This window comes from Aquirufa sp. (assembly GCF_044377215.1).
Lineage (GTDB): Bacteria > Bacteroidota > Bacteroidia > Cytophagales > Spirosomataceae > Aquirufa.
In genome coordinates this window covers 1-26,885 of the sequence record NZ_JBILJM010000005.1, presented here as the reverse complement: position 1 = coordinate 26,885, position 26,885 = coordinate 1, and the positions used below count along the sequence as shown (strand labels likewise).

Genomic DNA, 26,885 nt, shown 5'->3' with positions numbered 1-26,885 from the left:
TATGCCCTTAGTGAATGATTAAATCGCGAACGAAAGTCAATTGGTAGAACAAAACCGTAAAAACAATAGACCAAAATATCCCTGAAATCGCCATAAAAAACAACACGCGTGGTGTAGGAACTTTAAAAGACAGGGCAAGCAAACTACCACCGATCGGGGTAAACAACAAAGGCGTCATAACCGCGATACCTTTGATCCCAAATCGCTGCCAAATACTGACAGCATAACGAACGCGTCCTGAAAATAATTTTGGTTTTTGGATACGAATCCGGGCAATTTGTTGGACTAGAAAACGACCTATCGTCAACATAACGGTGACCGTAAACATCATCCCCACCCAGGTGCAAACAATGGTCTCGAGCATGGATAATCCCAACCCAAAACCAGTCAAAGGTCCAGCTACAAATTTAATCGACGAAGCGGCCATAACCGCAAAATAGGCTCCCCACTGCATTATTTGGCACCATTATAGACCGACACCCCTTGATCCAGAAAGGAAACAAAATGGGCAATATTGGCATCAAATGCCACCGGCTTCACCATTGGGGCTGCATCATTTCGCGGATTCAACAATACGTAATGAGGCTGCGCATTTGAATTAAAACGGGCAATTTGAAAGTCAAGATTTTGATCGCCCAAGGTCTTTTTTTCTTGACCATCGACTTTAGAAACATACCATTTGTCAGCAGGTAATTCTGTTTTATCATCGCAATACAAAGCCACCACGACATACTTTTCTTGTAGGCGTTTTAATACTTGCGGGTCCGACCACACATTCTCTTCCATTTTCCGACAATTTACACAACCATGCCCAGTGAAATCGATAAACAAAGGTTTATTCACTTTCAACGCATAGGCTTTTGCCTCTTCAAAATCAAAAAATCCTTGTAAGCCCAATGGTAACGTGAGAAAATCAGCATATTTCTTTTGGCCTTGATCCGTTTTTACGGGAGCAGAAACAGTTGATTCCGATCCTTTAAAGTCCTGCGAACTCAACGGCGGCAACCAGCCCGATAAGCCTTTCAAAGGCGCGCCAAACATACCTGGAATCAAATAAATTACAAAGGCTAATACAGTTGTGGCGAATAAGGTGCGTGGCACCGACAAGTTTTTCGCAGGCCCATCGTGTGGCAAAGAAATTTTGCCAAATAAATACAAAGTCAAAGCTCCGAAAATCGCAATCCAAATCGCCAAGAAAATCTCCCGATCTAATAAATGCCAATGATACACCTGATCCGCCACACTTAAAAACTTAAACGCCAATGCGATTTCTAAGAAACCCAAAACCACTTTTACCTCATTCATCCAATTACCCGATTTAGGTAGCGATTTCATAAATCCTGGGAAGATCGCAAACATCGTAAACGGAATCGCAAACGCTAAGGAGAAACCCAACATCCCAATAATTGGCTTTAAGAAAACACCTTGTGAGGCAGCAATCAGAATGGATCCTGCTAGGGGGCCCGTACACGAAAATGATACCAAAACGAGTGTAAAGGCCATAAAAAACACGCCCATCAAACCTCCTTTGTCGGATTTGGCATCGACTGAATTAACTAAACCCGACGGCAAGACGATTTCGAAAGCACCTAAAAAGGAGATTCCAAAGAAGATGAAAATGACAAAAAAGAGCAGATTAGGAATCCAGTGTGTACTCAAGAAATTCGCAAAACTAGCCCCCGCAAAGAAGGCGAGTATCGTCCCAAAAAACACGTAAATCAAAACGATGAATAAACCGTATAAGAAAGCAAGACGCTTTCCACCTTGTTTCTTGGTGAAGAAACTCACGGTCATCGGAATCAAAGGATATACACAAGGCGTCAGCAATGCAAGCAAACCGGCGCCTAATGCCACAAAAAAGAACTCAATCAAACCACCTCCAGCTACATCAGAGGCTTTTTTTTTTGAGTCCTCCGTAGCTGAAATCTTGAAATTACCCTTTATTGGAACACAGAGGCCACTTTCATTTGAACATGTTTGGGAATCATATACCCCGTCAATCACCCAATTATCAGAAGTGATTTTAATCTTCTGACGAAATTCACCCTGCTCCGTGAAATAGGTGTACGTTCCTCCCCAAATTTCTTTATCCTCCTTGCTATGTGGATTAATCGCTTTTAACGGACCAATGGACTCAACACCCAAGCCAGGTTTTAACGTAACCGTCGTAACAACTGGCCCTAAATTAGTGTCAAAATCCGACGAATATAAATACCAACCTTTATCAATAGATACCTTAAAAATTAATTCTGCTTCTTGACCCGAAGTAGGTTGCGCAGGAGATAAGGTCCAAGACCATTTCGCTGGAGTAATTTTTTGACCGAAAAGCTGAACCGAAAACAACAGGAACAGTGCTAAAAATTTTAATTTCATTTTTGGGAAAATTATTGCCTGCAAAAATACGCTTTTTTACTTGGATACAAACGTGATATTTGTCGCGATAGTTCCAGCACAATCGTTTTTCTATTCAGATAAAAAAACGTATTTTTACACCCTTAAATTACGTATTCAAGAACTGCATTAATTCATGGCTGCTAGCACATTCCCAACCCAACGAGACACCGAAATATTTAAACTTATTGATCAAGAAGCTCACCGACAAGAATTTGGAATTGAGTTAATCGCATCCGAGAATTTCACATCGCCACAGGTGATGGAAGCACAAGGAAGCGTTTTGACAAATAAATACGCCGAAGGACTACCAGGAAAGCGTTATTATGGAGGCTGTGAGGTCGTTGACGAAGTAGAAATTTTAGCCATTGAGCGGGCAAAGAAATTGTTTGGCGCTACGTGGGCCAACGTGCAACCGCACTCAGGAGCACAAGCGAATGCAGCTGTTTTTCTTTCTTTTTTAAATCCCGGTGATAAAATTTTAGGGTTTGATTTAGCTCATGGCGGCCACCTTTCACACGGTTCGCCTGTGAATTTCTCCGGAAAATACTTCCAAGCGTTCTTCTACGGCGTAGAAAAAGAAACAGGTTTAATTGATTGGGATAAAGTAGAAGCGACCGCTTTGAAAGAAAAACCAAGATTGATTATTTGTGGCGCATCGGCCTATTCACGTGATTGGGATTATGTTCGCTTGCGTGACATTTCAGATAAAATTGGCGCCATACTATTGGCCGACATTTCACATCCTTCCGCTTTAATTGCCAAAGGATTATTAAATAACCCTGTGCAACATTGCCACATCATCACCACGACAACGCACAAAACCTTGCGTGGGCCTCGTGGTGGTTTGATCATGATGGGCAACGATTTTGAAAACCCATTCGGTTTCAAAACCATGAAAGGTGACCTAAAAATGATGTCGGCCTGCCTAGACGGCGCCGTATTTCCAGGAACACAGGGAGGCCCATTGGAGCACGTGATTGCTGCGAAAGCGATTGCTTTTGGCGAGGCACTAACACCTACATTTGAAACATATGCGAAGCAAGTTCAGTCAAACGCGCAAGCAATGGCAAAGGCTTTCCTTGCGAAAGGCTATGATATTATTTCAGGAGGAACAGATAATCACTTGATGCTCATCGACTTACGACCAAAAGGCCTAAGTGGAAAATTAGCAGAAAACACCTTGATTCAAGCCGACATTACCATTAACAAGAACATGGTACCATTCGATGACAAGTCTCCATTTGTCACTTCGGGTATGCGTGTGGGTACAGCGGCAATGACAACGCGCGGTCTGAAAGAAGCTGACATGTCACAGATTGTTGAGATGGTGGATAAGGCTTTGATGAACCATGACAACGAGGCGGTATTAAAAACAATTAAAGGAGAAGTAAATGAATGGGTAAAGCAATTCCCATTATATCTATAATATACAACAATGGCTTTAGATCAAGATTGGGACGATGAAGTAGATGAGGATAAGGACGGGACGGAAATGTCTTTTCTGGATCACTTAGAAGAGTTACGCTGGCACATCATCCGGTCCATGGCTTCTATCCTAATTTTTACGATAGCAGCTTGGATTTTCCGAAATGAAATTTTCGGAATTATCATTATGGGGCCGACTAAGGTTGATTTTTGGACAAACCAAGTGTTATGCCGATTGGCAGAAATGACTGGATGGACGAGTCTTTGCTTGAAACAAGCAGATTTTATTCTTCAAAGTCGGGAGGTTTCAGGTCAATTCATGATGGCGCTTACCCAGTCAATTATTGTTGGCTTGATGTTTGCATTCCCCTATGCCTTCTATGAGGTTTGGCGTTTCATTAGACCTGGACTAAAAGAAAAAGAACAAAAAGCTGCCCGCGGAGCGGTATTTTGGGTTTCTGTATTGTTTTTTATCGGTGTTTCTTTCGGATACTTCTTGGTAGCACCGATGGCCATCAACTTTTTAGCTACGTTTAAGTTAGATCCTTCGATTCAAAATCAATTCGACATTAACGACTACATCTCGCTTTTGTCTATGTTGACGCTTGCCTGCGGATTAACCTTTCAATTGCCTATGATTGCATTCGTATTATCGCAAGTGGGTATTTTGACACCTTCATTCATGCGCGAATACCGCAAGCATGCCTTGATTGTTATATTATTGTTGGCAGCGATTATCACGCCATCCCCTGATGTGATTTCCCAATTGTTGGTCGCCTTTCCACTTTTCGGATTGTATGAGATCAGCATCATCGTTTCGGGCCGAGTATTACGCAGAAAAATGCGTGAGGAGGCTGCAGAAGCAAACGACTAATACCTTATGAATTATCTATCGGCGGAAAACATTTCGCGAAATCTTGGCGAACGCTGGGTGTTTAAAAACCTATTTTTCGGCTTACAGAAGGGCGAAAAAGTAGCGCTAATCGGGAAAAATGGAACGGGAAAAACCACTTTGATGGAATCCATCATGGGTATGCAATCCCCCGATGAAGGTAAAATCACAATTCGTAAAGGAATACGCGTAGGATATTTACCTCAAAACCCCGTTTTTGCAGAGAATGAACGCGTGTTAAATTATTTGTTCACAGATGATTTACCAAGTGCCGTAGCGATCAAGGCCTATGAAAAGGCAATGATATCCGGCGATCCGCAAGAGTTAACAGATTCTTTTGCTTTAATGGAAACGAATAACGCTTGGGATTACGAAGCTAGAGCCAAACAAATTATTACGCGTTTAGGTATTCCGGATGGGGACCAACAAGTCTCCACGCTTTCAGGGGGACAAAAGAAACGCCTTTCTTTGGCTAAGTTATTGATTGAGAGTCCGGATATTATGATTCTGGATGAGCCCACTAACCACTTGGATATTGAAACCATTGAATGGTTGGAAGGTATTTTATCCGGCCCCAATGTCACCGTTTTAGTTGTCTCCCACGATCGTTATTTCTTAGACAAAGTTTGTAATAAAATGATGGAATTGGCCCTCGGGTCGATATACACCTACGAAGGAAATTACGGGTATTTCTTAGAGAAAAAAGCCGAGCGTGAGGCGTCAGAAGCAAGTACCGTTTCGAAAGCCAAAAACCTGTATCGAAAGGAATTGGAATGGATGCGCCGCCAACCGAAAGCGCGTGGCACCAAATCACAATCCCGAATCGATGCCTTCTCTGAAACAGAGGAAATGGCGCATCGGAAAGTGGATGACAGCAAGTTAGAATTGAATATTCAAATGTCCCGCTTGGGCAATAAAATCATTGAAATCAACCACCTAAAAAAGGCTTGGGGTGAGAAGAAAATTGTCAATGATTTCACCTATACATTTAAGAAAAAAGACCGCATTGGTATCGTAGGCAAAAACGGAGCAGGTAAAACGACCTTCTTGCAATTATTGACGGGACTGGAACAACCGGATTCAGGAACGATTGATCCCGGCGAAACGCTAGTCATTGGCTATTACACCCAATTACCTTTTGAATTCAAACCCGAACAACGCGTCATTGATACCATTACGGAAATTGCCGAGGTGATTCCTTATGGTAAAAATGAGTCTTTATCTCCGAGCCAATTTTTGAGTAAGTTTTTGTTTCCGACGGCCCAACAATACACGCCGGTTTCTAAATTATCCGGTGGCGAAAAGAAGCGTTTGCAATTGATGCAGGTATTAGTGAAGAATCCGAATTTCTTGATTCTGGATGAGCCAACAAACGATTTGGATTTAGACACGCTTCAGTTGTTGGAAGACTTTTTAAGTGAGTTCCAAGGCTGTTTATTGCTCGTTTCGCACGACCGTTATTTCATGGATAATTTGGTAGATCAATTAATCCTGGTGGAGGGCGAAGGTGAAGTAAACTTCTTTAATGGCAATTATACTGATTACCGAATTGCGTTAGAAAATAAGGAAAAGGAACCAGCTTCTGTACCTAAAGCCACCGTCATAGAAAAAGAGGTAGTCTCGGTTCAAAAAGGTGCCAAATTGAGCTTTAAGGAGCAAAAAGAGTTTGAGGATTTGGAAAAAGAGATGGCTAAATTAGAATCTGAAAAAGACGCATTGATTGAAAAATTAAATAGCGGCTCAGGTGATTTCCAGGTGTTGGCCGACTGGGCAAAAGAAATTGACATATTGAAAAACACCTTAGAAGAAAAAGAATTACGCTGGTTAGAACTATCCGAAAGAGCATAAACGATGGATCCTTTAGAAGGCAAAACACTTAAATTTATTATCGAATATTTGGTGGACAAATACGGTTGGGAAGGCCTGGCTAGTCGCATTCGAATCAATTGTTTCGCGCATGAGCCGAGTGTCAATTCGAGCTTAACCTTTTTGCGAAAAACAGATTGGGCGCGAAAGAAAGTAGAGAACTTGTACATCAAGGCGAGTCGAATGGATGAGCATCCCCCGAAATAAAAAGAGGCCCCGTTTGGGGCCTCTTTCATTTATATCCCCAGGTTTTAACCTGAGGCTACTCTAACTCTAGTTCTCAAAGAAGAAATCTTTTAATGCATAAAGCGGTTTCTCTCCAGCACTTGGATTAACAAATACAAAGTACAAATCATTAACCCCTGTTACGGAAACTGGCATCGTTGCTTGACCCATTTTTTGAATATCCACACTGCTTACGAGTTTCCCCGTTGGGCTACCTAAGCGCAACTCAAGTTTTCCTCCAGCTGTTTGGCCAGCCATAACGAATGCGGAAGCTTTGATATTTTTAATCCCAGTCAAATCGATCTGATTGAAAGATGCGTACCCTTGATCGCCAAGAGCCACCACAATTTCACCTACACCATCCACCTTCGTTTTCATCGTTTTCGCATTACCATCATAAGAGCCAGCCGCTACTTTCGCATCGCGCAACGTGACTACTTTTTGGCCTGTTGCAGGAGTCATTTTACCATTTCCTTTATCTGTATATGAAGCAGAGAAAATAAATGTTCCTGGCTTCCCCTTATCAGAAGTAACATACGAACCTTTAACAGGCTGCGTTGCTTTCTTCTTATCCGATAGGCCCAAAATATAAACCACCATTTCGCGCGCATCAGCTTTGGAAACTTGTGGGTGAGCGGCCATTACTTGCTCGCCCCAAACACCACCGCCACCATTGATAATCTTCTTCGAAAGCTCATCGATATTCTGAGAACTTGCCCGATACTTCTTCGCAATTTCCTTATACGCTGGTCCGATAGATTTCTTTTCAACCGCGTGACAGGTCTTACAATCCGACAAATCAATTAAACGTTTTCCGTTAGAGAAAGTCGTATTGCTCTTGTGGCCTTGCTCGATAATTGTCCGGTCATATCCCTCTAGATAGTTAATGTTCAAGATTACATCTTCCTCCGCAATTTTATTAGCAGCCAAAGTTCCATCTTCCTTATCTTCCACCGCTACTTGATAATTCACTGATTTATCATTCCAATAGAAGGTTTTATTACCCTCGATTTGTACGTCCACTTTAGGTACATCATTCCCTACTTTAACACGAACAGAAGCTGTATTTGAATTGCCTTTGTTGTCCTTAACCTTCAAAACTACATTGTACACGCCTGCTTTGGTAAATGTATAGGAAGGGTTTGCTGCTGTACTTGTTTGGCCATTCCCAAAATTCCAACTATACGTGATTGGATCCTTATCGTAATCCATCGTTCCTTCAGAAGAGAACTTCACTTGCATCGGAGCGGCACCTTCTTTTTTACTTGCTGTCGCAACTACTTTAGGGGTACGATTTCCTGCGTTATATTCCAATTTGAATAAAACAGCTTCCTCATTTTGCGCAAACCAGTTAGGACCATATTCCAACCCATAAATAGCTCCTTCTTTCGAGAAGGCAAAATCCATCGGGTGTATAAAGCCCATGTTAGGTAAGAACCGCTCCATACTTAAGAAATCGCCATTTTCCTTCATACTAACCGTATAAATTAAATCCCGCGACCAATCATATGCGAACAATTTACCATCGTAATAAGCTGGCAATTTTACTTTTGAATCCTTTGGATAATCTCCGTGGTGGTAAACACCACCAGCCATCGCATTACGAGACCCTTTCCCCATTACTGGAAATTCCGGAGAATCACCATATGGATAATAGATAAATGCCTTTTGTGCTTTTGGCAAATGAGCAAAACCTGTATTAAAAGGTGAATCATTTACGGGGGCATTAGGATTAAACTTTGCCCACGTTGAATCTTTATTGAAATCCCGTTGGTTATAGGGACGGTTATCGGCTACGAATAAAGGCCATCCGAAATATCCGGCCTCACGAGCCTGATTCACTTCATCATGTCCTTTTGAACCATACTTTGGCGAATCTTCTCCCGCGTCTGGACCTACTTCACCCCAATACAAGAATCCGGTATGCTGGTCTACCGCAATCCGATATGGATTACGATTACCCATCACATAAATTTCAGGTTTAACATGGTAAACTCCTTTAGGAAATAAATTACCCTCTGGAATTGTATATTTTCCATCATCTGTCGGTTTAATCCGTAAGATCTTACCACGTAAATCATTCGTGTTTGAAGAGGTTGCGCGTGCATCCCAACCGGAACGCTTGTCACGATTATCGATTGGTCCGTATCCATTCGAATCAAATGGATTGGTATCATCACCGGTAGATAAATATAAGTTACCTGATTTATCCCAAGCGATTGAACCGCCCGTGTGGCAGCAACCGTCACGCTTGACAGGAACGCGTAAAAGTACTTTTTCGCTATCCATCACTAGGGTATCTTTCACATCATCATAAACGAATCGCGAAAGGTGCTGAGCTGTATCAGGCTGGCCTGTTTGTGGCGAATAGAATAAATAAATCCAGTGATTTTTGTTGTAGTTAGGGTCCACATTGACGCCCATCAAACCGTACTCGAACTTAGAAAATACGTTCAAATCAGCTACAACTTTCACTTTACCCTTCTTAGGGTCATACATCTTTAACTTACCTTTTCTTTCTCCGTAGAAAATTTTTCCACCATCTGTTAAAGCCAACTCCGTAGGCTCATCCAAATTTTTATCTAAAATCGTTTTCGTAAAACGGTTATCCTCAGGAAGAGGACCCGTGCGCAAAGGCTTGTTGAAGTTAATGGCAGGACCTGAAGCAGCCCATTGCAAGCCACCCCAAATATGCTGAAGAACTAAAGGTTCATCAAATGTTTCATGCGTATGACCCCAGTTGGTGTAAAATGAACGTCCTCCATCGAACTCATGGTACCAGGCCATCGGGTGATAATCCCCCATTTTGCCATCCTTATACGTCTTTTCGTCCAAGGTAATTAATACCTTAACGTCTTTATTGAAGTTCTTAAAATCGTAGAATTCATCCGTACGATCAAACGTCGTAGGCATGTGTTTGGTTGATATATGGGATTGGTCAACCGCTGTAAATGTTCCTTTTTGGACATTTGGGCGCCCTGGGTGCGAAGCGAACTGGCCACCAGCTAATTGATTATACCAAGGCCAATCGTATTCGGTATCTGTCGCTGCATGTACACCAAAATAGGCTCCACCCGCTTGAATGTACCGCTCAAATGCATTTTGCTGTTGCTCGTTTAATACATTTCCCGTTGTGCTCATGAAAACAACCACCCGGTAGTTTTTTAAGTTTTTCTCGGTGAATACGGCAGGATTTTCAGTTGTGTCAACAGAAAAGCCTTTTTCTTTGGCCATTTTAAATAAGGCAACTTGACCCGGCTTAATGGAACTGTGTCGGAAACCTTTAGTGAGTGAAAAGACCAATACTTTTTGACCTTTTAATGGATTTGCCTCCTGAGCGAAAGCAGTTGAGATTGATATGATGCTAACAAAGATAGCAAACACTACTCGGCCTAAGCCGAACAAATTCTTTTTCATAGTTGATAATTTTAACAATAGGTCTCGCAAGTTAGCCTAAATGCGAATTTTATTCATAAATTTCCTCAAATATTTCTACCATGAGCAAATTATTTACGGTTTTTGCATTTCTATTTGTTAGCACATTCACCTTCGGCCAGTCCTGCTGCTTTGTCACTAAAGATGAAATGCAATTAATGGCGTCCAACAAAGCTTTTATGCGTTCGCACAAATTACCAAAACCATACCGGCATATTAGTCAAGCTGGGGGAGCGATGATTACGTTTGCGACGCCGGATGGCCAACAGGCCAATGCCTTCTTCATTAAGGCAGCAAAACCAACCAATTATACCTTATTTGTTTTTCAAGAATGGTGGGGTTTAAATGACCACATCAAGCGCGAAGCGGAACATTTTTATACGGATTTGGGGAATGTCAATGTGTTGGCAATTGATATGTACGATGGAAAAGTGGCCACGACACGTGAAGAAGCAGGTAAATATATGGGAGGCGCAAATCCCTTACGCTTAGAAAGCATCATTAAAGGCGCAATCGCCTACGCGGGATCCAAAGCAAAAATTGCGACTGTGGGCTGGTGTTTTGGCGGGGCACTCTCGTTGAAAGCATCTATCCTGGCTGGATCCCAAGCAACCGCTTGCGTCATGTATTATGGCATGCCGGTTAAGGATGTGGAGCAATTAAAAACATTGAATACGGATGTATTGGGCTTATTTGCTGGACGGGAAAAATTCATTTCACCAGCTGTCGTGAAAGAATTTGAGGACAATATGAAATTAGCGGGCAAGGGAATTCAAATTAAATCGTTTGATGCAGAACATGCATTTGCGAATCCATCAAACCCGGCTTACGATAAGGCCGCGACTGAAGAGGCCTGGAAATTAGCGACCAACTACTTTAAAGCTCGTTTGAACTAATGAAAAAAGTGATCGTCGTGTTGGCAGGAGCACTAGTGATAGGTTCGTTTTATGTATCGGAAGCTGCGGTTGTCGTAACCACCCATTACTCGATAGCGAAACCTAAAGTTTACCAAAAGAAAAAAGGCTTTTTCTCTTTTTTAAAACGAAAGAAAAAGTGCAAATGCCCGCCGCTACCTAGTTAATTGATCACAGGATTTAAGGGCGAATCAGCTTTTTGGCCAGGTGCATAACCGGATAACCAACGTAAGCGATCTGCTTCTTGGTTGGCATTTTTAGGTTCCATCACTTCCGCATCTGCATCCATAAATATGACGGTCATGACTTCGCGCATGGTTTGAGATGCGTTCCCAGGTGCGGCATGCAACGTCCAGCCCATGTGAAAAGTCGCATCACCAGCTTGCATCGTTTTTTGAGCAGCAATTGGGAATTGTTGTTCTTGGACGTAGCGCGCGATCATCGCTTCGGATTCATCGGAAATGGGCATTGGAGGCAATTCAGCCTTTTGAGTGCCCGAAGCGAAAGTCAACATCCCCATTTCTGCGTCAATATCGACCAAAGGCATCCACATGGTCACCGTTTTGGGGGTTTGCATGGGCCAGTAATATTGGTCTTGGTGCCAAGGCGTCAATCCTCCTCCGGGTTCTTTGAATAGCGCTTGATCATGATATAAACGCACCTGTTTAACGCCTAATAAATCAGCGGCAATCTGCCCAAACCGTTTAGCCAAAACAAATTCTTTTATCTTATCATCTTCTTCCCATAAATTCATCATTTGCAAAAAAGCCTTACCATAAGTATCACGTTCTGCGATGGGTTTTTGCTTCGCTTGAAAATCTGCAGCCCAATTACGAATGGCACTTCGATAGGGCTCAAGCGTTTCTTGGGTAAGAATATTGGGTAAATAAATGTGGCCATTTTGCTGGAATTCAGCAATTTGATTGGCATTGAGTTTGTATGGAGTTGAAAGCATTCCCAAAATTTGAGAAATTTTATGGTAAAGACTACCTGAAAATTTGCCAATAATAATGCAATTTTACCTGAAGCTTATGCATTTTAGGGCGAGGCAGGTAATTTGATAAAACAATGAAGGCGAGTTTAGAGCATTTAGGAGAACCTACGGGAAGCTCCATCCAACTGAAAGAGGTTATTCAAGCACGCTTTGACGCACCCTATCATTTTCATCCTGAATTTGAACTAACCCTCATTATTACAGGGAAAGGCAAGCGCTTTGTGGGGAATCAAATTACAGATTTTGGGCCTGGCGACTTAGTACTGCTCGGTGAAAATGTGCCGCATTGTTGGCAAAATCACCGCAAAGACTGGTTGGCCACCGAAGAAACCCCTCAAGCAGCACAAGCATTAGTTGTACATTTTAGAAAAGACTTTTTGGGCGGCGATTTCCTTTCGAGGCCGGAATGTGCGGCGCTCCGACAGCTATTTGACAAAGCGCGGGGTGGCTTGTCGGTGCAAGGCCCTACCCAAGATCGGGTGGCTCGTGAATTAATGCAGCTCGGGGATTTAGCACCATTTCCACGGATACTTGCGTTTTTAAATATACTAAATCAGCTTAGTCAAGGAGGCTCTGATGTGCAAATCATTGAATCGAATGATGCTAGCTATGCCTTATCGGCCGTAGATCTCGCACGTATCAATCGGGTATATGCGTATGTCATCGCGAATTATACGCAAGAAGTACATTTGGATGAAGTTGCGCATTTAGCAAATATGACTGAAACGGCCTTTTGCCGTTATTTTAAGAAGGTGACGAAAAAGACTTTTGTAGAGATGGTGACTGAGTTCCGCATCAAACACGCCTGTGAATTATTGCGCAGTAGCCAATTAAACATGGCTGAAATCTGCTTTGAAAGCGGTTTTGGAAACCTATCACATTTCAATAAACAGTTTAAGCATTACATGAACGAAACACCGCTGCAGTATCGGAAATTAGTTCGCGAATGGCAGGTGGGGTAAACGCTGCCGGGGTTGAAGACCCCGGCAGCGTTACCAAAAATCACATTTTAGGACAGCACCACCTAGAAAAAAACTGATAAAAAACTGATTATTTTTTCACCGGGAATAAAAGGCTCAATCCGATGCTAGCAGTAAGTATCCCTAGGATTACGCCCAAAGATGCTAGGGTTCCAAAACCCCATTGCTCCAAATAATGGTGACCAATCATCTTTAATCCGACGAAACTGAGCAACACCCCCAAGCCCATCGGCAGAAAGCGAAACAAGCCCATCAAACTTGATAGGAAAAAGAAAAGAGAGCGCAGCCCCATGACCGCAAAAACATTGCTAAAGAATACAATGTACGGATCCTTTGATATAGAGAAAATCGCCGGAATAGAATCCACCGCAAACAAAATATCAGTAAATGCAATGACCACAACCACCACAAAAATTGGCGTTATAAAAATCTTCCCCGTATTTTTCATACGTACAAAAAAGTGCCCAATCACATTTCGCTTGTAGACATTAAAATACTTTGAAAGTAATTTGACAACTGGATGATCAGCCACGTCAATCTCCTCCTCATGCTCTTTCGTAAATAATATCTTCACACCCGTGTAAACCAAAAATGCCCCAAACAAATAAATGATCCAATCAAATTTCTGTAGCAAGGCTGCCCCCAAAAAGATAAATACAAGCCGCAACACAATCGCTCCCAAAATCCCCCAAACCAATATCTTCTTGTAATACCGCTTCTGAACCCCAAACGAATTAAAAATTAATATAAAGACAAAGACGTTATCGGCCGACAACGAATACTCGACCAAATAACCCGTAATAAACTCAAGCGATAAATTATCCTGAAAAATGGACAACTGGTCAAAATATGACCCCGTGCCCAAATCAATGTGCGAGGCATAGGCTTGTTGGACCGCCCGCAAACCAGCCAAATCCTTTATCCCATGCACCAAAGCGCCGTTATACCCCAGAAATATGTAAAACATCAGCGCTAATAACACCCACGCCCCCGTCCAAAATCCAGCTTCGCGAAACGTAACTTCCGCCGCCCCCGCCTTTTTAAAGATGCCCAAGTCAATTAACATCACCAATATCACGAGCACTGAAAAGACAAGAAAAAATAGAGATTCACTCATAAATAAGTATTTTTACGCATTCAAAGGGACAAAGGTCGCAAATTTTGACCAATATCATATGTACGAAGGCAAAAAGGTAATCGTCGTGATGCCTGCTTACAAAGCAGCACTCACATTAGAAAAAACATATAACGAAATCCCGCACGACTGGGTAGATGAAGTCATTTTAGTTGACGACTATAGCCCCGACAATACCGTGGAAGTGGCCCAACAAATTGGCATCAAACACATCATCCGCCACGATAAAAATAAAGGCTACGGAGGAAATCAAAAGTCGTGCTATACCAAAGCACTTGAACTAGGCGGCGATATTGTGATCATGCTGCACCCCGACTACCAATATACCCCGATGTTACTGAAAGCCATGATTTCGATCATCGGAAACGGATTATATCCAGTCGTTTTTGCCTCCAGAATCTTAGGTAAAGGAGCCCTCAAAGGTGGGATGCCCATTTACAAATACATTGCGAATCGGCTTTTGACCTTGTTTCAAAACATCCTGATCGACCAAAAATTATCCGAATATCATACCGGCTACCGCGCATTCTCAAAAGAAGTGCTTCAAGCGGTCAACTTCACGAAATGTGACGACGACTTTGTGTTTGACAACCAAATGATTTTACAAGTATTCTGGAAAGGATTCGAAGTAGGCGAAGTAACCTGCCCCACAAAATATTTTGAGGAGGCCTCCTCGATCAACTTCACACGAAGCTCCATCTATGGAATAGGCGTTCTTTGGTACTCCATCCGTTACCGCCTCGCCAAATGGGGATGGAAATGGGATTTAATGAACTAATAAAAAAGCCTCAGATCTTGCAAGATACTGAGGCTTTTTTCATACGAATTAGAATCGAATACTCGCGCCTAGCAAGAAATTGAATCCGGCTTGCGGATAGTAAAAATTCTCCGTCGTTGTTGCCCCTCCATACCGATAAGAATAGGTGTAGCCATTGGAAGAGTACATCTCGTTCAATACATTATTCAATAATAAGGTAAATACTGGTCCTTTCTTCAAGGTATATTTCAAGCGAATATCATGTGTATTGTAGGCTGCGAGTGAACGGGCGTCATCCGATGTATTATCCAAATATTGTTTTCCAACATATTTGCGTAAAATACTGCCTTCAAACGCGCCTGCTGTATAGGTCAACGTACTTCCATAAATGACCGAAGGCGAAAAGGCAATATCCGTATTCGTGTGATGAATAATGGCTTGGTCATATGTATCATAATCAATAACGACCTCCTTAAATTGACGGATACGGTTTTGGCTCAACGTCACATTTCCATTCCAAGATAGGCGCTTAGAAATTTGGTAATTTAACGATGCTTCGACACCTAAACGATAACTGGCATCTACGTTCTGACGTATGGCATCCCCAGTTGAATTAACAGCTCCGGTTAAGACGAGCTGATCCTGATAATTCATGAAATAACCATTTAACTGCAATCCATACCGGAGGCCTGATCGCTCATATCCAAACTCATAATCCTGCAAGTACTCCGGACGCGGTGCTGCGGCTGCGTTGTCGACAAAATCTTGCCGACTGGGCTCTTTGCTGCCCGCTGAAACGGACCCATAAACTTTAGATTTTTCTGAAACTTGATGTGTCAGGCCAAATTTGGGGTTAAAAAATGAATACGAATTGTCGGAATCCAAAGTCAAAAACTTATCCGCTGTTCCTAGCATGCGATAACCCACAGTACGGAATTGGACATCAAAGTAGGCATTCCAAGCTGTAGCTAGATCCCAATTCGCTTTGGCATACAAATTCAAATCCGTTTTTTGCGATCGACTGCGATACCACTCATGACCTGCAAAAGCAACTGGCGCAACAAGTAAACCATAATGACGACCAATGTATCGATTCCATGCCCCGCCAAAAGTGAACTTGAATTTTTGCGAACCGGCATAATTCAACGCAAATGTCGACCCATAAAAATCATTATCTAGCCATTTTCGACGCACCACATCAACGATAGGTTTTGCGCCAAGCCCATACGATTGCAAATCAGCATTGGGTCTAAATTCTTCAAAATACCCACGACCATACGTGTAATGCGCGTTCAAATCCAAATTCCACGCCTCGGCCAATCGGTGATTCGTAATCAACTGAAAATGATCCTGAGCGTAATTATCTGTTTGATTATCGTAGGTGTAGTAGTTGTATCTACGGCCACTATTCAACAAATTGTTTGCATCAGATTCCGACAAATAGTTACGGTCAATAAAAGCTTTCATCTCATCTACTGAACCATTAACTCTACTTTCTGGAGTTCCATACCATGATTGATATGTCTTTTCATTTCCCGTAAAGTAGTTAAAACGAGCGAAGCTTTTCGCGCCAAAATACCCCGCAGAAAAATAGGCAGATAGTAGATTAGATGAAGCTCGATTGATAAATCCATCCGATACAATTCGCGACAAACGCCCATCCAACGTAAACTTCCCCCCTAACAATCCCGATCCAAATTTAAGCGTCGTTTTTAGCGTCCCAAATGAACCCCCGGAAGCATTCGCCTCTCCATACGCGTTGGGTTCAAAGGTATTTGTTTGCATATTGACAGACCCCCCAAAAGCCCCCGCGCCATTCGTTGACGTTCCTACCCCACGTTGGATTTGAACAGAATTCACGGAGCTCGCAAAATCCGGCATGTTTACCCAGAAAGTCCCTTGTGATTCCGAGTCATTAATGGGAATACCGTTGACCGTCACATTCACACGCGTCGCATCTGAGCCTCGAATTCGGATACCGGTATATCCAATTCCAGCACCTGCGTCTGAGGTAGTTACCACCGAAGGGGTAAAATTAAGCAACATTGGCATGTCCTGACCCAGGTTACTTTTCCCTAATTCCGTGGCAGAAACATTGGAATAGGCCATGGCTGAATTTTCATCTGCCCGGGTGGCTCGAACAACGACTTCGTCTTGCAAGAAATTAGATTTTTTCAAGCCGATTTGCTTGGACTTTTCCACAGGAACTTCCGCAGGTTCATACCCGACAAAACTGACTAAAATAGTTGCACTAGAACTCGTAAAAGCTAGTTGAAACCGCCCTTTTGAATCGGTTACGTTCCCTTTCTGGCTTCCTTTCACGGAAACCGAAGCTCCCCATAAAGGGGCCTTCGTATCCTGATCGAAAACGATTCCTTCGACCTTTTGGCCAAAAACCACATGCGTAAAAAATAAAAACACTAATGTCATTAGCTTTTTCATATTTGAAAAGTTTAACAACAGGTAAAGGAGTCAAATCCCGTATGATTTAACAATAACCCTTCATTTGATGATTTTTTCTGAGTTTTCAGCGCTAAAAACTCGACAAAATCCCTTCGGCAGCATTACCTGCATCAGGTTCATTGGGTATAATCTCAGCCCTTATTCAGAGCACCCCTTTTTGTGGATGCACAAAGATATAAATTTTTCTACCTTTGCAAGCCATTCGAAGGTTTAGATCCATATGATTGTTAAAGAGTTCCTTGCCATTTACAAGTCTGACGGTATTGTTCAACACATTTCAGAACAAATCCAACACGCAAAACCAGGACAATCTTTTCACATTAAAGGTCTTTGTGGCGCATTGGACACGGTTTTGATGGCGGCAACTCTCCCAGAAAAAACTCCATATCTTGTTATTTGTGAAGGAAAAGAAGAAGCACAATACATTTTAAATGACTTGCAATCATTGATGGGTGACGCGGCGGTCATTTTATTTCCCATGTCGCACAAAAAGCCCTATGTATGGGAAGAGGTCGATAATGCCAATGTGCTCATGCGCGCTGAAGTATTAAATGTGCTCAGTAATTATTCAGGCCAAACCTTAGTTATCGTCTCTTATCCCGAGGCCATGACGGAAAAAGTAATCAACCGAAAATCCTTAGTTAAAAATACATTATCCATTCGCGTTGGCGATAAAATCGACCGAAATTTCGTAGCAGAAACGCTCAACGAATATGACTTTGAGCGGACAGATTTTGTTTATGAAGCTGGGCAATATTCCGTTCGCGGTGGTATCCTGGATGTGTTTTCGTATGCGGCTGAATATCCATACCGGATTGATTTTTTCGGAGATGAGGTAGATAGCATTCGAACATTTCATCCAGAAACACAGCTTTCCATTCAATCGGTTTCGGCCATGCACCTCATCCCGGATGTGCAAACCAAATTGGTCCAAGAGACACGCGAATCTTTCTTTACCTTTCTGCCAGAAAAGACCAAAATTTGGATCAAAGATCATTCGATTTTGATGGATGTCATTGAGCAGTATTTCGACAAAGGCCAAGCGGCTTATGATGCGAATAGCAGCTCAGACATCAATTTATTGAATAAACCTGAGGAAAGATGGGAGACCGTAAAGACGACAAAAAAACATCTTCAGGAATATGTTTGTGTCGAATTTGGCAAGAGAGCTCACTTAAAACAAGCTGAAGTAATTGCTTATCCGGCCAAGAATCCGGGGGCTTTTCAGAAAGATTTTGAACGTTTGGCAGCCGCACTTTTGGATAATCAAACTGCGGGAATTCAAAACATTATCTGTTCGGAATCCCCTCGCCAACTGGAACGCTTGGATGTGATTTTCAATGAGATTAATACGAGTATCCAATTTAAACCCTTGCAGATATCTTTACGAGAGGGTTATATCGATACGCAAACGCAAGTAGCTTTTTATCCAGATCATCAGTTATTTGACCGCTTTAACCGCTCAAAAGAGAAAAATAAATTTTCAAAAAGTAAGGCTTTAACGCTGAAGGAATTACGATCACTTCAAGTGGGGGATTTCGTGACACACGTTGATTATGGTATTGGTCGTTTTGCGGGATTGAACTTAATCGACACGTCGAATGGAGAACAAGAAGTCATCCGACTGATCTACCGCGACGACGATGTTTTGTCGGTGTCCATTCATTCGCTACACAAGATTTCCAAATATTCCGGTAAAGAGGGAGCTCCTCCCACCATGTCTAAATTAGGTTCGCCCGAATGGGATAACAAAAAATCGCGGGTAAAAAAGCAAGTTAGGGATATTGCGAAGGAACTGATTACGTTGTATGCCAAACGAAAAAATGCCCCAGGTTTCGCCTTTTCGCGCGACACATACCTACAAGCAGAACTTGAATCTTCCTTTTTATATGAGGACACGCCTGATCAAGCAAAAGCGACGGCCGATGTAAAAGTAGATATGGAAAAACCGCATCCGATGGACCGCTTGGTCTGTGGCGATGTGGGTTTTGGTAAAACTGAAATTGCGATTCGGGCAGCTTTCAAGGCAGTAGCTGATTCAAAGCAAGTAGCCGTTTTGGTACCTACGACTGTATTAGCAATGCAGCATTATAGGACATTCCATGATCGTCTTGCCGCATTTCCATGCAAAGTAGAATATGTGAATCGTTTCAAATCGGCGAAACAGATCAAGGAAACGTTAGAGCGCGTCGCGAATGGCCAAACAGATATATTAATTGGTACACACCGATTGGTCAATAAGGACGTCGTTTTCAAAAACTTGGGCCTCATGATTATTGATGAAGAGCAAAAGTTTGGTGTAAAGGTTAAAGATCGTTTGAAAGAAATGCGTGTGGATGTGGATGTGCTAACATTGACGGCGACACCCATTCCGAGGACCCTACATTTCTCGCTAATGGGCGCGCGTGATTTATCGATTATTGCGACTCCCCCCCCGAACCGACAACCCGTCGAAACGAAGTTGGTGGTAATGACCGACGAGCTTCTACGTGATGCTGTTCGGGATGAATTAGCGCGTGGAGGACAAGTATTTATCGTTCACAATCGAATTAATGAACTAGAAAGTGCGGCGAATCGAATTTTACGTTTAGTTCCTGATGCGAAAATTGGCGTAGCACACGGCCAAATGGACGGGGATAAACTAGAGAAAATCATGATGGATTTTATCGAAGGGAATTATGATGTGCTTGTTGCCACCAATATCATCGAATCAGGACTAGATATTCCCAATGCGAATACAATTTTCATTATCAATGCCAATCATTTTGGCCTATCTGATTTGCATCAAATGCGCGGCCGAGTAGGTCGGTCAAACAAAAAAGCATACTGTTATTTAGTGACCCCATCGCTGGCAAATTTAACAAGCGATGCACGTAAACGCCTTAGTGCTTTGGAGGAATTCACTGATTTAGGTGATGGCATCAAGGTTGCGATGCGGGATTTAGATATTCGTGGGGCGGGTAATTTATTGGGGGCGGAACAGAGTGGATTTATCAATGATTTGGGATACGACATGTACCATAAAATTTTAGATGAGGCGGTTCAGGAGCTCAAAGAAACCGAATTCCGTGCCTTATTTGAAACTGATTTAGCCCAAATTGCGGAAGCGTTAACGGTAGATTGTCAGATTGAAACCGACTTGCGCGTATTGATTCCAGAGGAATATGTCCAAAGTATATCGGAGCGATTAGCCTTATATACGCGCTTGGATGAATTAGACAACGAAACGGAATTGGGAACGTTTGTTTCGGAAATGGAAGATCGTTTTGGGCAAATGCCAAACGAAGTGCGTGATATGACCGAATTAGTGCGATGCCGTTGGAAAGCGCAGGCACTTCGGGTAGAAAAAATACTATTCAAGAACAATATGTTGAAGCTTTATTTCGTTTCAACGGATATTCCGCAAGATATTGTTTCTCGGGTTATTCAGTTTGTTAACTCGAAAAAAGGACAATGTCAATTGCGGGAAAAATCAGGTAAAATGATCTTACAACTTGATAAAGTGAGTACGATACCAGAATTAAATACTATTTTAGTGGATATTTTGGGATAGCATTGAGCATTTTGTTTGATTTTCATACCTTTGCTTTTCAAATTCTTACGAAAAAGAATCTAAATGATTGCTAAATTAAAAATTGCACTTAGCCTTTGTGCTAGCGTTTTCTTGCTAACTTCTTGTCCCAGTGGCATGAATAAAGGATTAAAAGGTGGTCTTTCTGGCGGGAAACCAAACAGTATCAATATTGGAAATTCATCCACAGCCACGGGTTTGGCGTATAATCAGAAGGGTGGTTTCCAGGTTGACAAAAAATTCACAGGTCAATTAACCGGACCAAACTTGGTCTTCATTGAGGGTGGTCGGTTTACGATGGGCTCTTTGGAGGAAGACATCATGGGAATTCATGATAATATAGAGCGCACGGTCTCAGTTCAATCTTTCTATATGGATGAAACTGAAATTGCCAACATACATTATTTGGAATATTTAAATGCTGTTAAGCGTGATTCAACCCAAGATTTCTATGAATCAGCGCTACCAGATACAACTGTTTGGCGAAACGATTTAGCGTTTAATGACCCTTATGTGGAGCAATATTTACGTTTTCCAGGATTTCGTATGTACCCAGTAGTGGGTGTTTCTTGGAAACAATCGACTGATTATTGTGTGTGGAGAACGGCGGCGGTTAATAATAATCTAGCCACAGTTCCTGTAGCTAAAGAGAAAAAGCCAAAGAAAGGCGCAGCGGCGGCAGCGACAACAGCTTCAGCTACGACGCGTGCAGCAGCTCCGGCTCGCTTAACAATTGAATCAGGGCGTGTCTTGCCTTCTTACCGTTTACCTACAGAGGCAGAATGGGAATATGCGGCAAAAGCGATGATTGGGACGCAGCAACAAGATGAAAATCAGGTAAATCAACGAATTTATCCTTGGGACGGTCCTTCATTGCGCGAGTCTACCGGAAAAGGTCGTGGAAATATGTTGGCCAACTTCAAACGTGGACGTGGTGACTATGCAGGTATTGCAGGTAAATCAAACGATGGAGCCATCATTACGGCTGAGATTTATAAGTATTCACCAAACGACTTTGGCTTATATCAAATGGCTGGAAACGTGAATGAGTGGGTACAAGATTTGTATCGTCCGTTATCGTTTCAAGATTTCAATGACTTGAACCCGGTTCGTCGGACAGATAAAGACGATAAGGCATCTCGTTACGATAGTAAAAATCAAAACTCGTTAATCACAAACAAGGTACGTGTTTACAAAGGTGGATCATGGGCTGACGTAGCTTATTGGTTGGCACCTGGAACACGCCGTTATTTGGATGAAGATTCGTCAACAGCAACCATTGGTTTCCGTTGTGCGATGATTTCTGCGGGTACGAATAAGTAATTTATTTAAGGGCTGCCAGTGCGAAGAAGGAAACTTTTGTCGCTCCGGCAGCCCTAATTTTTTGTGCCGCGGCCAGAAATGTGGCTCCAGTGGTCAGTGTATCATCTACAATCAGTACGTGTGATCCTTGTAGTTTAGCGGAATCAATTACCTCAAAAACATTTTCAAGTTCTTCGTAACGTGCGGCGCGGTTTAACCCGATAAGGGAAGTAGACTGCGAGATTCGTTTGAGTACATGGGCATGTAGCGGAATAGATAAGGTATCCGCCAGCCCTTTTGCAATGACTTCCGCTTGGTTGTAGCCACGTTCCTGCAGGCGTTTGGGGTGAAGCGGGATGGCAACGAGGCAAGTTACATCATCATAAAAATGGGACTTTTTCAATGCGTTCCCGGCCCAAACCCCCAAAAAAAATCCAAGGTCGGAGGCCCCTTTATATTTAATTTGATGCATGAGTTGCTGCACGCGACTACCCGGCATAAAATGAAAAAAGGCAATGGCATGTTCGAAATCAATAAGCCCATCAAACTTCGCCCTTACCCAATTTGGTGTATTTTCAACTAGGTTAATACGCGAAAGTTCGATCAGACAGGTTGTGCAAATAAATTCTTCGCTGCTGAATAGAGGCTCCTGGCAAGCAAAACAAAGCTTTGGGTAAAGCAATTGTAAAAAGGTTTTAAACATCTCAGAAAAATTTTTGTATTTAATTAAGTTTCAGTAATTTTGCACCCCTAAACGAGTACCTAGTCAATTCATTGTCCAAGTACTTGATTAATAGCAATTGGATTTAAAAAACATTTCATAATTAACCTTTAAAAATGGCACGCGATTTAAAATTCACTAGAAACATCGGTATTGCTGCGCATATTGATGCTGGTAAAACCACCACGACGGAACGCATTCTGTATTATGCAGGGGTTTCCCACAAAATTGGTGAGGTGCACGATGGTGCGGCAACAATGGACTGGATGGAGCAAGAGCAAGAGCGTGGTATCACGATCACTTCGGCTGCAACAACAGTAGGTTGGAAATACCGCGATCAAGATTACCATATCAACATTATTGATACTCCGGGTCACGTTGACTTTACAGTAGAGGTAAACCGTTCTTTACGTGTATTAGATGGTCTAGTATTTTTATTCTCTGCAGTAGACGGTGTTGAGCCTCAATCAGAGACTAACTGGCGCTTAGCAGATAATTACAATGTAGCTCGTATCGGTTTTGTTAATAAAATGGACCGTTCAGGTGCTGACTTCTTAAACGTGTGTAAGCAAGTGAAAGAAATGTTAGGTAGCTACGCAGTGCCACTTCAATTGCCTATCGGAGCTGAAGAAGGTTTCGAAGGGGTGGTTGACTTAGTTAACTTCCGTGGTATCAAATGGAATGAGGCTGATAAAGGAATGACATTCACTGAGGTACCTATCCCAGATGATATGTTGGAGGAAGCAACGGAATACCGCGAAAAATTATTAGAAGCGGTGGCTGAGTTCGATGAGACGTTGATGGAGAAATATTTCGAAGATCCAGCGTCAATCACAGAAGATGAAATTTTAGCCGCTTTACGTGCAGCTACAATCTCGATGAAAATCGTTCCAATGCTTTGTGGATCATCTTTCAAAAACAAAGGTGTTCAAACGATGTTGGATTACGTAATGGCAATCTTACCATCTCCGATGGATAAAGAAGGCGTTAAAGGTATTCACCCAGATACGGGCGCTGAGATTTTGCGTAAGCCAAGTGAGTCAGAGCCGTTTGCGGCTTTGGCATTTAAAATTGCTACGGATCCTTACGTGGGTCGTTTATGTTTCATCCGTGCATATTCAGGTGGATTGGATTCGGGTTCTTATGTATTGAACAACCGTTCAGGAAATAAGGAGCGTATTTCTCGTATCTTCCAGATGCACGCCAACAAGCAAAATGCAATTGATCGTTTGGGTGCTGGGGATATTGGTGCGGTAGTAGGTTTCAAAGACATCAAAACAGGTGATACCCTTTCTGATGAGAAACACCCAATCATTTTAGAAGCTATGGACTTCCCAGAGCCGGTTATCGGATATGCAATCGAGCCTAAGAAAGCGGCTGATGCAGATAACTTCTCGAAAGCGATCACTAAATTGATCGAAGAAGATCCAACTCTTCAAGTAGAATCTAACGAAGAGACTGGTCAAACTATCATCAAGGGTATGGGTGAGCTTCACTTAGAGATCATCATCGACCGTATGCGTCGTGAGTTCAAGGTAGAAGTTAACCAAGGTGCTCCTCAAGTAGCTTACAAAGAGTCTTTAACTAAGACGACAGAACACCGTGAGGTTTACAAGAAACAATCAGGTGGTCGTGGTAAGTTTGCAGATATTGTGTTTGAAATCGGACCGAGAGAAGATGACAAACCAGGTTTAGAATTCGTAAATAACATCGTGGGTGGTGTGATTCCTCGTGAATTCATCCCAGCGGTTCAAAAAGGTTTCGAAGAAGCAATGAAAACAGGTGCTTTGGCTGGATATCCAATGGATTCCATGAAAGTACGTTTATTCCACGGTTCATACCATGATGTCGATTCAGATTCATTATCTTTTGAATTAGCAGCACGTATGGGTTATAAAGATGCAGCGAAGCAAGCAGGAGCGAAATTGATGGAGCCTATTATGGCCGTTGACGTAGTTACTCCGGATGAATATACGGGTCCAATCACAGGTGACTTAAATCGTCGTCGCGGTATCATGAAAGGTATGGATTCGCGTCAAGGTGCTGTTATCTTGAAGGCCGATGTGCCTCTTTCTGAATTATTCGGTTACGTAACAGATTTACGTACGATGTCTTCAGGACGTGCAACAGCATCGTTAACGTTCTCTCACTACGAGTTTGTTCCGCAAAATATTGCAGACGAAGTAGTTAAGAAAGCAAAGGGATTGTAATAATCTTAAAAATTAATCAAAGCCCGAACTTCACAGTTCGGGCTTTTTTTTGTGCGGTGGGTAAACGCTGCCGGGGTCTGCGACCCCGGCAGCGTTACGCACGAAGTTACTTATTTGCGCACGAATTCCGTTGCGAAAAACTGATAATCTTACGCTACAAAATAGCGTTTAAACGCCTGAATAGGCATTTCAATCAAACGATACGATAAATAAGCTGATAAACTGAGCACCACTAAAGGAACAATATTATAAGGCAGTTCCGGAATCGAAACCCCTACTCGGCCTGCTAATTTGAAAAAAACATCCGGCACAACCATGTGATACAAATATAGGCCATAAGACATTTGGCCGATCAAACGGAGTGGCTGAACCGAAAAGAACTTCGAAATCACCCCAGGCTGCATCGCGTAAAACAACAGTACCACAGACACCATCGACGTAAACGTACGGAAGAATAATTGCTTCATTAAATCCCCATCCGTGTACAGTAAACATATGCATAGAAAGCAAAAAGCCGCCGGAATTAGCAATCGCTTAATCCACAATTCAACCTCAACCAAACGACCATCACGGAGGTAATGAGCAAGCAAAGCCCCCCAAGCAAACGTATCCACGCATGAAAGCATACTTACCCCCAACCCGCCATAAACATGCACGGAAAAATACCGGAAGACCACTCCAAAAACAACCGTAACCCATAAGAAATAAGCACGAAAACGCGGAGCCAAATACAACATACAAAATGGCCATACCAAATAAAACTGCTCCTCAACCGAGAGAGACCAATATGGCGATAGCGCATCTGCCCAATTCCCATGCAACTCAATCCAATAATTAACTAAATACATCCAGTAATACCCAGGATGATCATAAAAATCTGAATTCAAGACAATATTAAATCGTTGCAAAACCAACAACCCCATCAACACCAAAAAATAAATTGGGAAAATACGTAAAGCACGACGCGCCACAAAATTCTTAAAGGAACGCGCATAAGTCCCTAAAGTCTGCTGCTCCATCAAGATATTGGAAATCAAATAGCCACTTAATACAAAAAACAAGGTCACACCGATCGGACCATTTGGCATTATATTTAGTCCTTGACCCTCCGGAAACCAATGGTAAACTAACACCAATAAAATCGCAAGTGCACGAACGCCATCCAGCGCAGGAATGTATTTCATAGAAACAAAACTAAGTAAAACCTCTTATCCTTCCTACAACCGCTTCATCCCCTCAAAATATCTTTCGTCGAAAAATTCCCACTTTATCAGCGGAAGCGCGTATTTTTGATACGAATTTTTCTGATACCATGACAAAAATTATTGAGACCAACCATATTTCCAAACGCTACGTGATGGGAGAAGAGATTATCGACGCGCTCAAAGACGTCACAATCTCCGTAAACAAAGGTGAATATGTAGCGTTCATGGGTCCATCAGGTTCAGGAAAATCCACATTAATGAATATCGTCGGCTGCCTAGATACCCCCAGCACCGGGTCTTATATCTTAAACGGCCAAGACGTTTCGACGATGTCGGAAAATGAATTAGCCGCAGTTCGTAACAAGGAAATTGGATTTGTTTTCCAAACCTTCAACT

General features: G+C 42.4%; 19 protein-coding genes and 1 riboswitch. Of the genes, 11 read left to right on the top strand and 8 right to left on the bottom strand.

Going from position 1 to position 26,885, the window contains the following annotated elements; all coding sequences use genetic code 11:
• Positions 1-7 precede the first annotated feature (7 nt).
• Positions 8-454, bottom strand: coding sequence for a hypothetical protein (locus ACIQ6T_RS03060; protein WP_395784109.1), 447 nt, complete (start codon positions 452-454; stop codon positions 8-10).
• On the bottom strand, positions 454-2,373 hold the full coding sequence (locus ACIQ6T_RS03055; protein WP_395784107.1) for a cytochrome c biogenesis protein CcdA: 1,920 nt from the start codon (positions 2,371-2,373) through the stop codon (positions 454-456). The genes ACIQ6T_RS03060 and ACIQ6T_RS03055 overlap by 1 nt, the downstream gene beginning before the upstream one ends.
• A gap of 154 nt (positions 2,374-2,527) precedes the next feature.
• On the opposite strand from ACIQ6T_RS03055, the gene glyA reads away from it, so the two are divergent.
• From glyA to ACIQ6T_RS03035, 4 genes are read left to right on the top strand one after another with little or no spacing between them, the layout of a single operon-like run.
• Positions 2,528-3,820 carry a serine hydroxymethyltransferase gene (glyA, locus tag ACIQ6T_RS03050; RefSeq protein WP_395784105.1) on the top strand — a complete coding sequence of 431 codons (1,293 nt, stop codon included), beginning with the start codon at positions 2,528-2,530 and terminating at the stop codon, positions 3,818-3,820.
• Between the two features lie 9 nt (positions 3,821-3,829).
• The gene (gene tatC, locus ACIQ6T_RS03045) at positions 3,830-4,693 is read left to right on the top strand and encodes a twin-arginine translocase subunit TatC (RefSeq protein WP_395784103.1); all 864 of its coding nucleotides are present in this window, start codon (positions 3,830-3,832) and stop codon (positions 4,691-4,693) included.
• Positions 4,694-4,699: 6 nt separating this feature from the next.
• On the top strand, positions 4,700-6,559 hold the full coding sequence (locus ACIQ6T_RS03040) for an ABC-F family ATP-binding cassette domain-containing protein (RefSeq protein WP_395784101.1): 1,860 nt from the start codon (positions 4,700-4,702) through the stop codon (positions 6,557-6,559).
• Between the two features lie 3 nt (positions 6,560-6,562).
• Positions 6,563-6,784 carry a VF530 family DNA-binding protein gene (locus ACIQ6T_RS03035; RefSeq protein WP_395784099.1) on the top strand — a complete coding sequence of 74 codons (222 nt, stop codon included), beginning with the start codon at positions 6,563-6,565 and terminating at the stop codon, positions 6,782-6,784.
• Between the two features lie 66 nt (positions 6,785-6,850).
• On the opposite strand, the gene ACIQ6T_RS03030 is transcribed toward ACIQ6T_RS03035, so the two are convergent.
• The gene (locus ACIQ6T_RS03030) at positions 6,851-10,219 is read right to left on the bottom strand and encodes a ThuA domain-containing protein (protein WP_395784097.1); all 3,369 of its coding nucleotides are present in this window, start codon (positions 10,217-10,219) and stop codon (positions 6,851-6,853) included.
• Between the two features lie 80 nt (positions 10,220-10,299).
• Between ACIQ6T_RS03030 and ACIQ6T_RS03025 the strand changes: the two genes are divergently transcribed.
• Positions 10,300-11,133, top strand: a complete 834-nt coding sequence (locus ACIQ6T_RS03025) for a dienelactone hydrolase family protein (protein ID WP_395784095.1) — start codon at positions 10,300-10,302, stop codon at positions 11,131-11,133.
• A 181-nt stretch (positions 11,134-11,314) separates the two neighbouring features.
• Here the strand turns inward: ACIQ6T_RS03025 and ACIQ6T_RS03020 are convergent, their stop codons facing one another.
• Positions 11,315-12,106 carry a phytanoyl-CoA dioxygenase family protein gene (locus tag ACIQ6T_RS03020; RefSeq protein ID WP_395784093.1) on the bottom strand — a complete coding sequence of 264 codons (792 nt, stop codon included), beginning with the start codon at positions 12,104-12,106 and terminating at the stop codon, positions 11,315-11,317.
• A gap of 113 nt (positions 12,107-12,219) precedes the next feature.
• On the opposite strand from ACIQ6T_RS03020, the gene ACIQ6T_RS03015 reads away from it, so the two are divergent.
• Positions 12,220-13,107 carry an AraC family transcriptional regulator gene (locus ACIQ6T_RS03015; protein WP_395784091.1) on the top strand — a complete coding sequence of 296 codons (888 nt, stop codon included), beginning with the start codon at positions 12,220-12,222 and terminating at the stop codon, positions 13,105-13,107.
• 88 nt (positions 13,108-13,195) lie between these two features.
• Here the strand turns inward: ACIQ6T_RS03015 and ACIQ6T_RS03010 are convergent, their stop codons facing one another.
• Positions 13,196-14,242, bottom strand: coding sequence for a TerC/Alx family metal homeostasis membrane protein (locus ACIQ6T_RS03010; protein WP_395784089.1), 1,047 nt, complete (start codon positions 14,240-14,242; stop codon positions 13,196-13,198).
• Between the two features lie 58 nt (positions 14,243-14,300).
• On the opposite strand from ACIQ6T_RS03010, the gene ACIQ6T_RS03005 reads away from it, so the two are divergent.
• Positions 14,301-15,038, top strand: a complete 738-nt coding sequence (locus tag ACIQ6T_RS03005; protein ID WP_395784087.1) for a glycosyltransferase family 2 protein — start codon at positions 14,301-14,303, stop codon at positions 15,036-15,038.
• A 48-nt stretch (positions 15,039-15,086) separates the two neighbouring features.
• Here ACIQ6T_RS03005 and ACIQ6T_RS03000 read toward each other — a convergent pair whose 3' ends face one another.
• On the bottom strand, positions 15,087-17,459 hold the full coding sequence (locus tag ACIQ6T_RS03000) for a TonB-dependent receptor (protein WP_395784085.1): 2,373 nt from the start codon (positions 17,457-17,459) through the stop codon (positions 15,087-15,089).
• 91 nt (positions 17,460-17,550) lie between these two features.
• Positions 17,551-17,645, bottom strand: a riboswitch (TPP riboswitch).
• Positions 17,646-17,700: 55 nt separating this feature from the next.
• Here ACIQ6T_RS03000 and mfd point away from each other — a divergent pair.
• Both mfd and gldJ read left to right on the top strand, forming a co-directional pair.
• Positions 17,701-21,033 carry a transcription-repair coupling factor gene (gene mfd, locus ACIQ6T_RS02995; RefSeq protein ID WP_395784083.1) on the top strand — a complete coding sequence of 1,111 codons (3,333 nt, stop codon included), beginning with the start codon at positions 17,701-17,703 and terminating at the stop codon, positions 21,031-21,033.
• Between the two features lie 135 nt (positions 21,034-21,168).
• A complete protein-coding gene (gene gldJ / locus ACIQ6T_RS02990) occupies positions 21,169-22,374 on the top strand; it encodes a gliding motility lipoprotein GldJ (RefSeq protein ID WP_395784081.1) in 1,206 nt (401 codons plus the stop codon).
• A 1-nt stretch (position 22,375) separates the two neighbouring features.
• Here gldJ and ACIQ6T_RS02985 read toward each other — a convergent pair whose 3' ends face one another.
• Positions 22,376-23,056 carry a ComF family protein gene (locus ACIQ6T_RS02985; protein WP_395784079.1) on the bottom strand — a complete coding sequence of 227 codons (681 nt, stop codon included), beginning with the start codon at positions 23,054-23,056 and terminating at the stop codon, positions 22,376-22,378.
• Between the two features lie 134 nt (positions 23,057-23,190).
• Between ACIQ6T_RS02985 and fusA the strand changes: the two genes are divergently transcribed.
• Positions 23,191-25,284 carry an elongation factor G gene (fusA, locus tag ACIQ6T_RS02980; protein ID WP_395784077.1) on the top strand — a complete coding sequence of 698 codons (2,094 nt, stop codon included), beginning with the start codon at positions 23,191-23,193 and terminating at the stop codon, positions 25,282-25,284.
• Between the two features lie 149 nt (positions 25,285-25,433).
• Here the strand turns inward: fusA and ACIQ6T_RS02975 are convergent, their stop codons facing one another.
• Positions 25,434-26,468, bottom strand: a complete 1,035-nt coding sequence (locus tag ACIQ6T_RS02975) for an acyltransferase family protein (protein WP_395784075.1) — start codon at positions 26,466-26,468, stop codon at positions 25,434-25,436.
• 128 nt (positions 26,469-26,596) lie between these two features.
• On the opposite strand from ACIQ6T_RS02975, the gene ACIQ6T_RS02970 reads away from it, so the two are divergent.
• Positions 26,597-26,885 (top strand): ABC transporter ATP-binding protein (locus ACIQ6T_RS02970; RefSeq protein ID WP_395784073.1); only part of this gene is annotated, 289 nt, incomplete at its 3' end.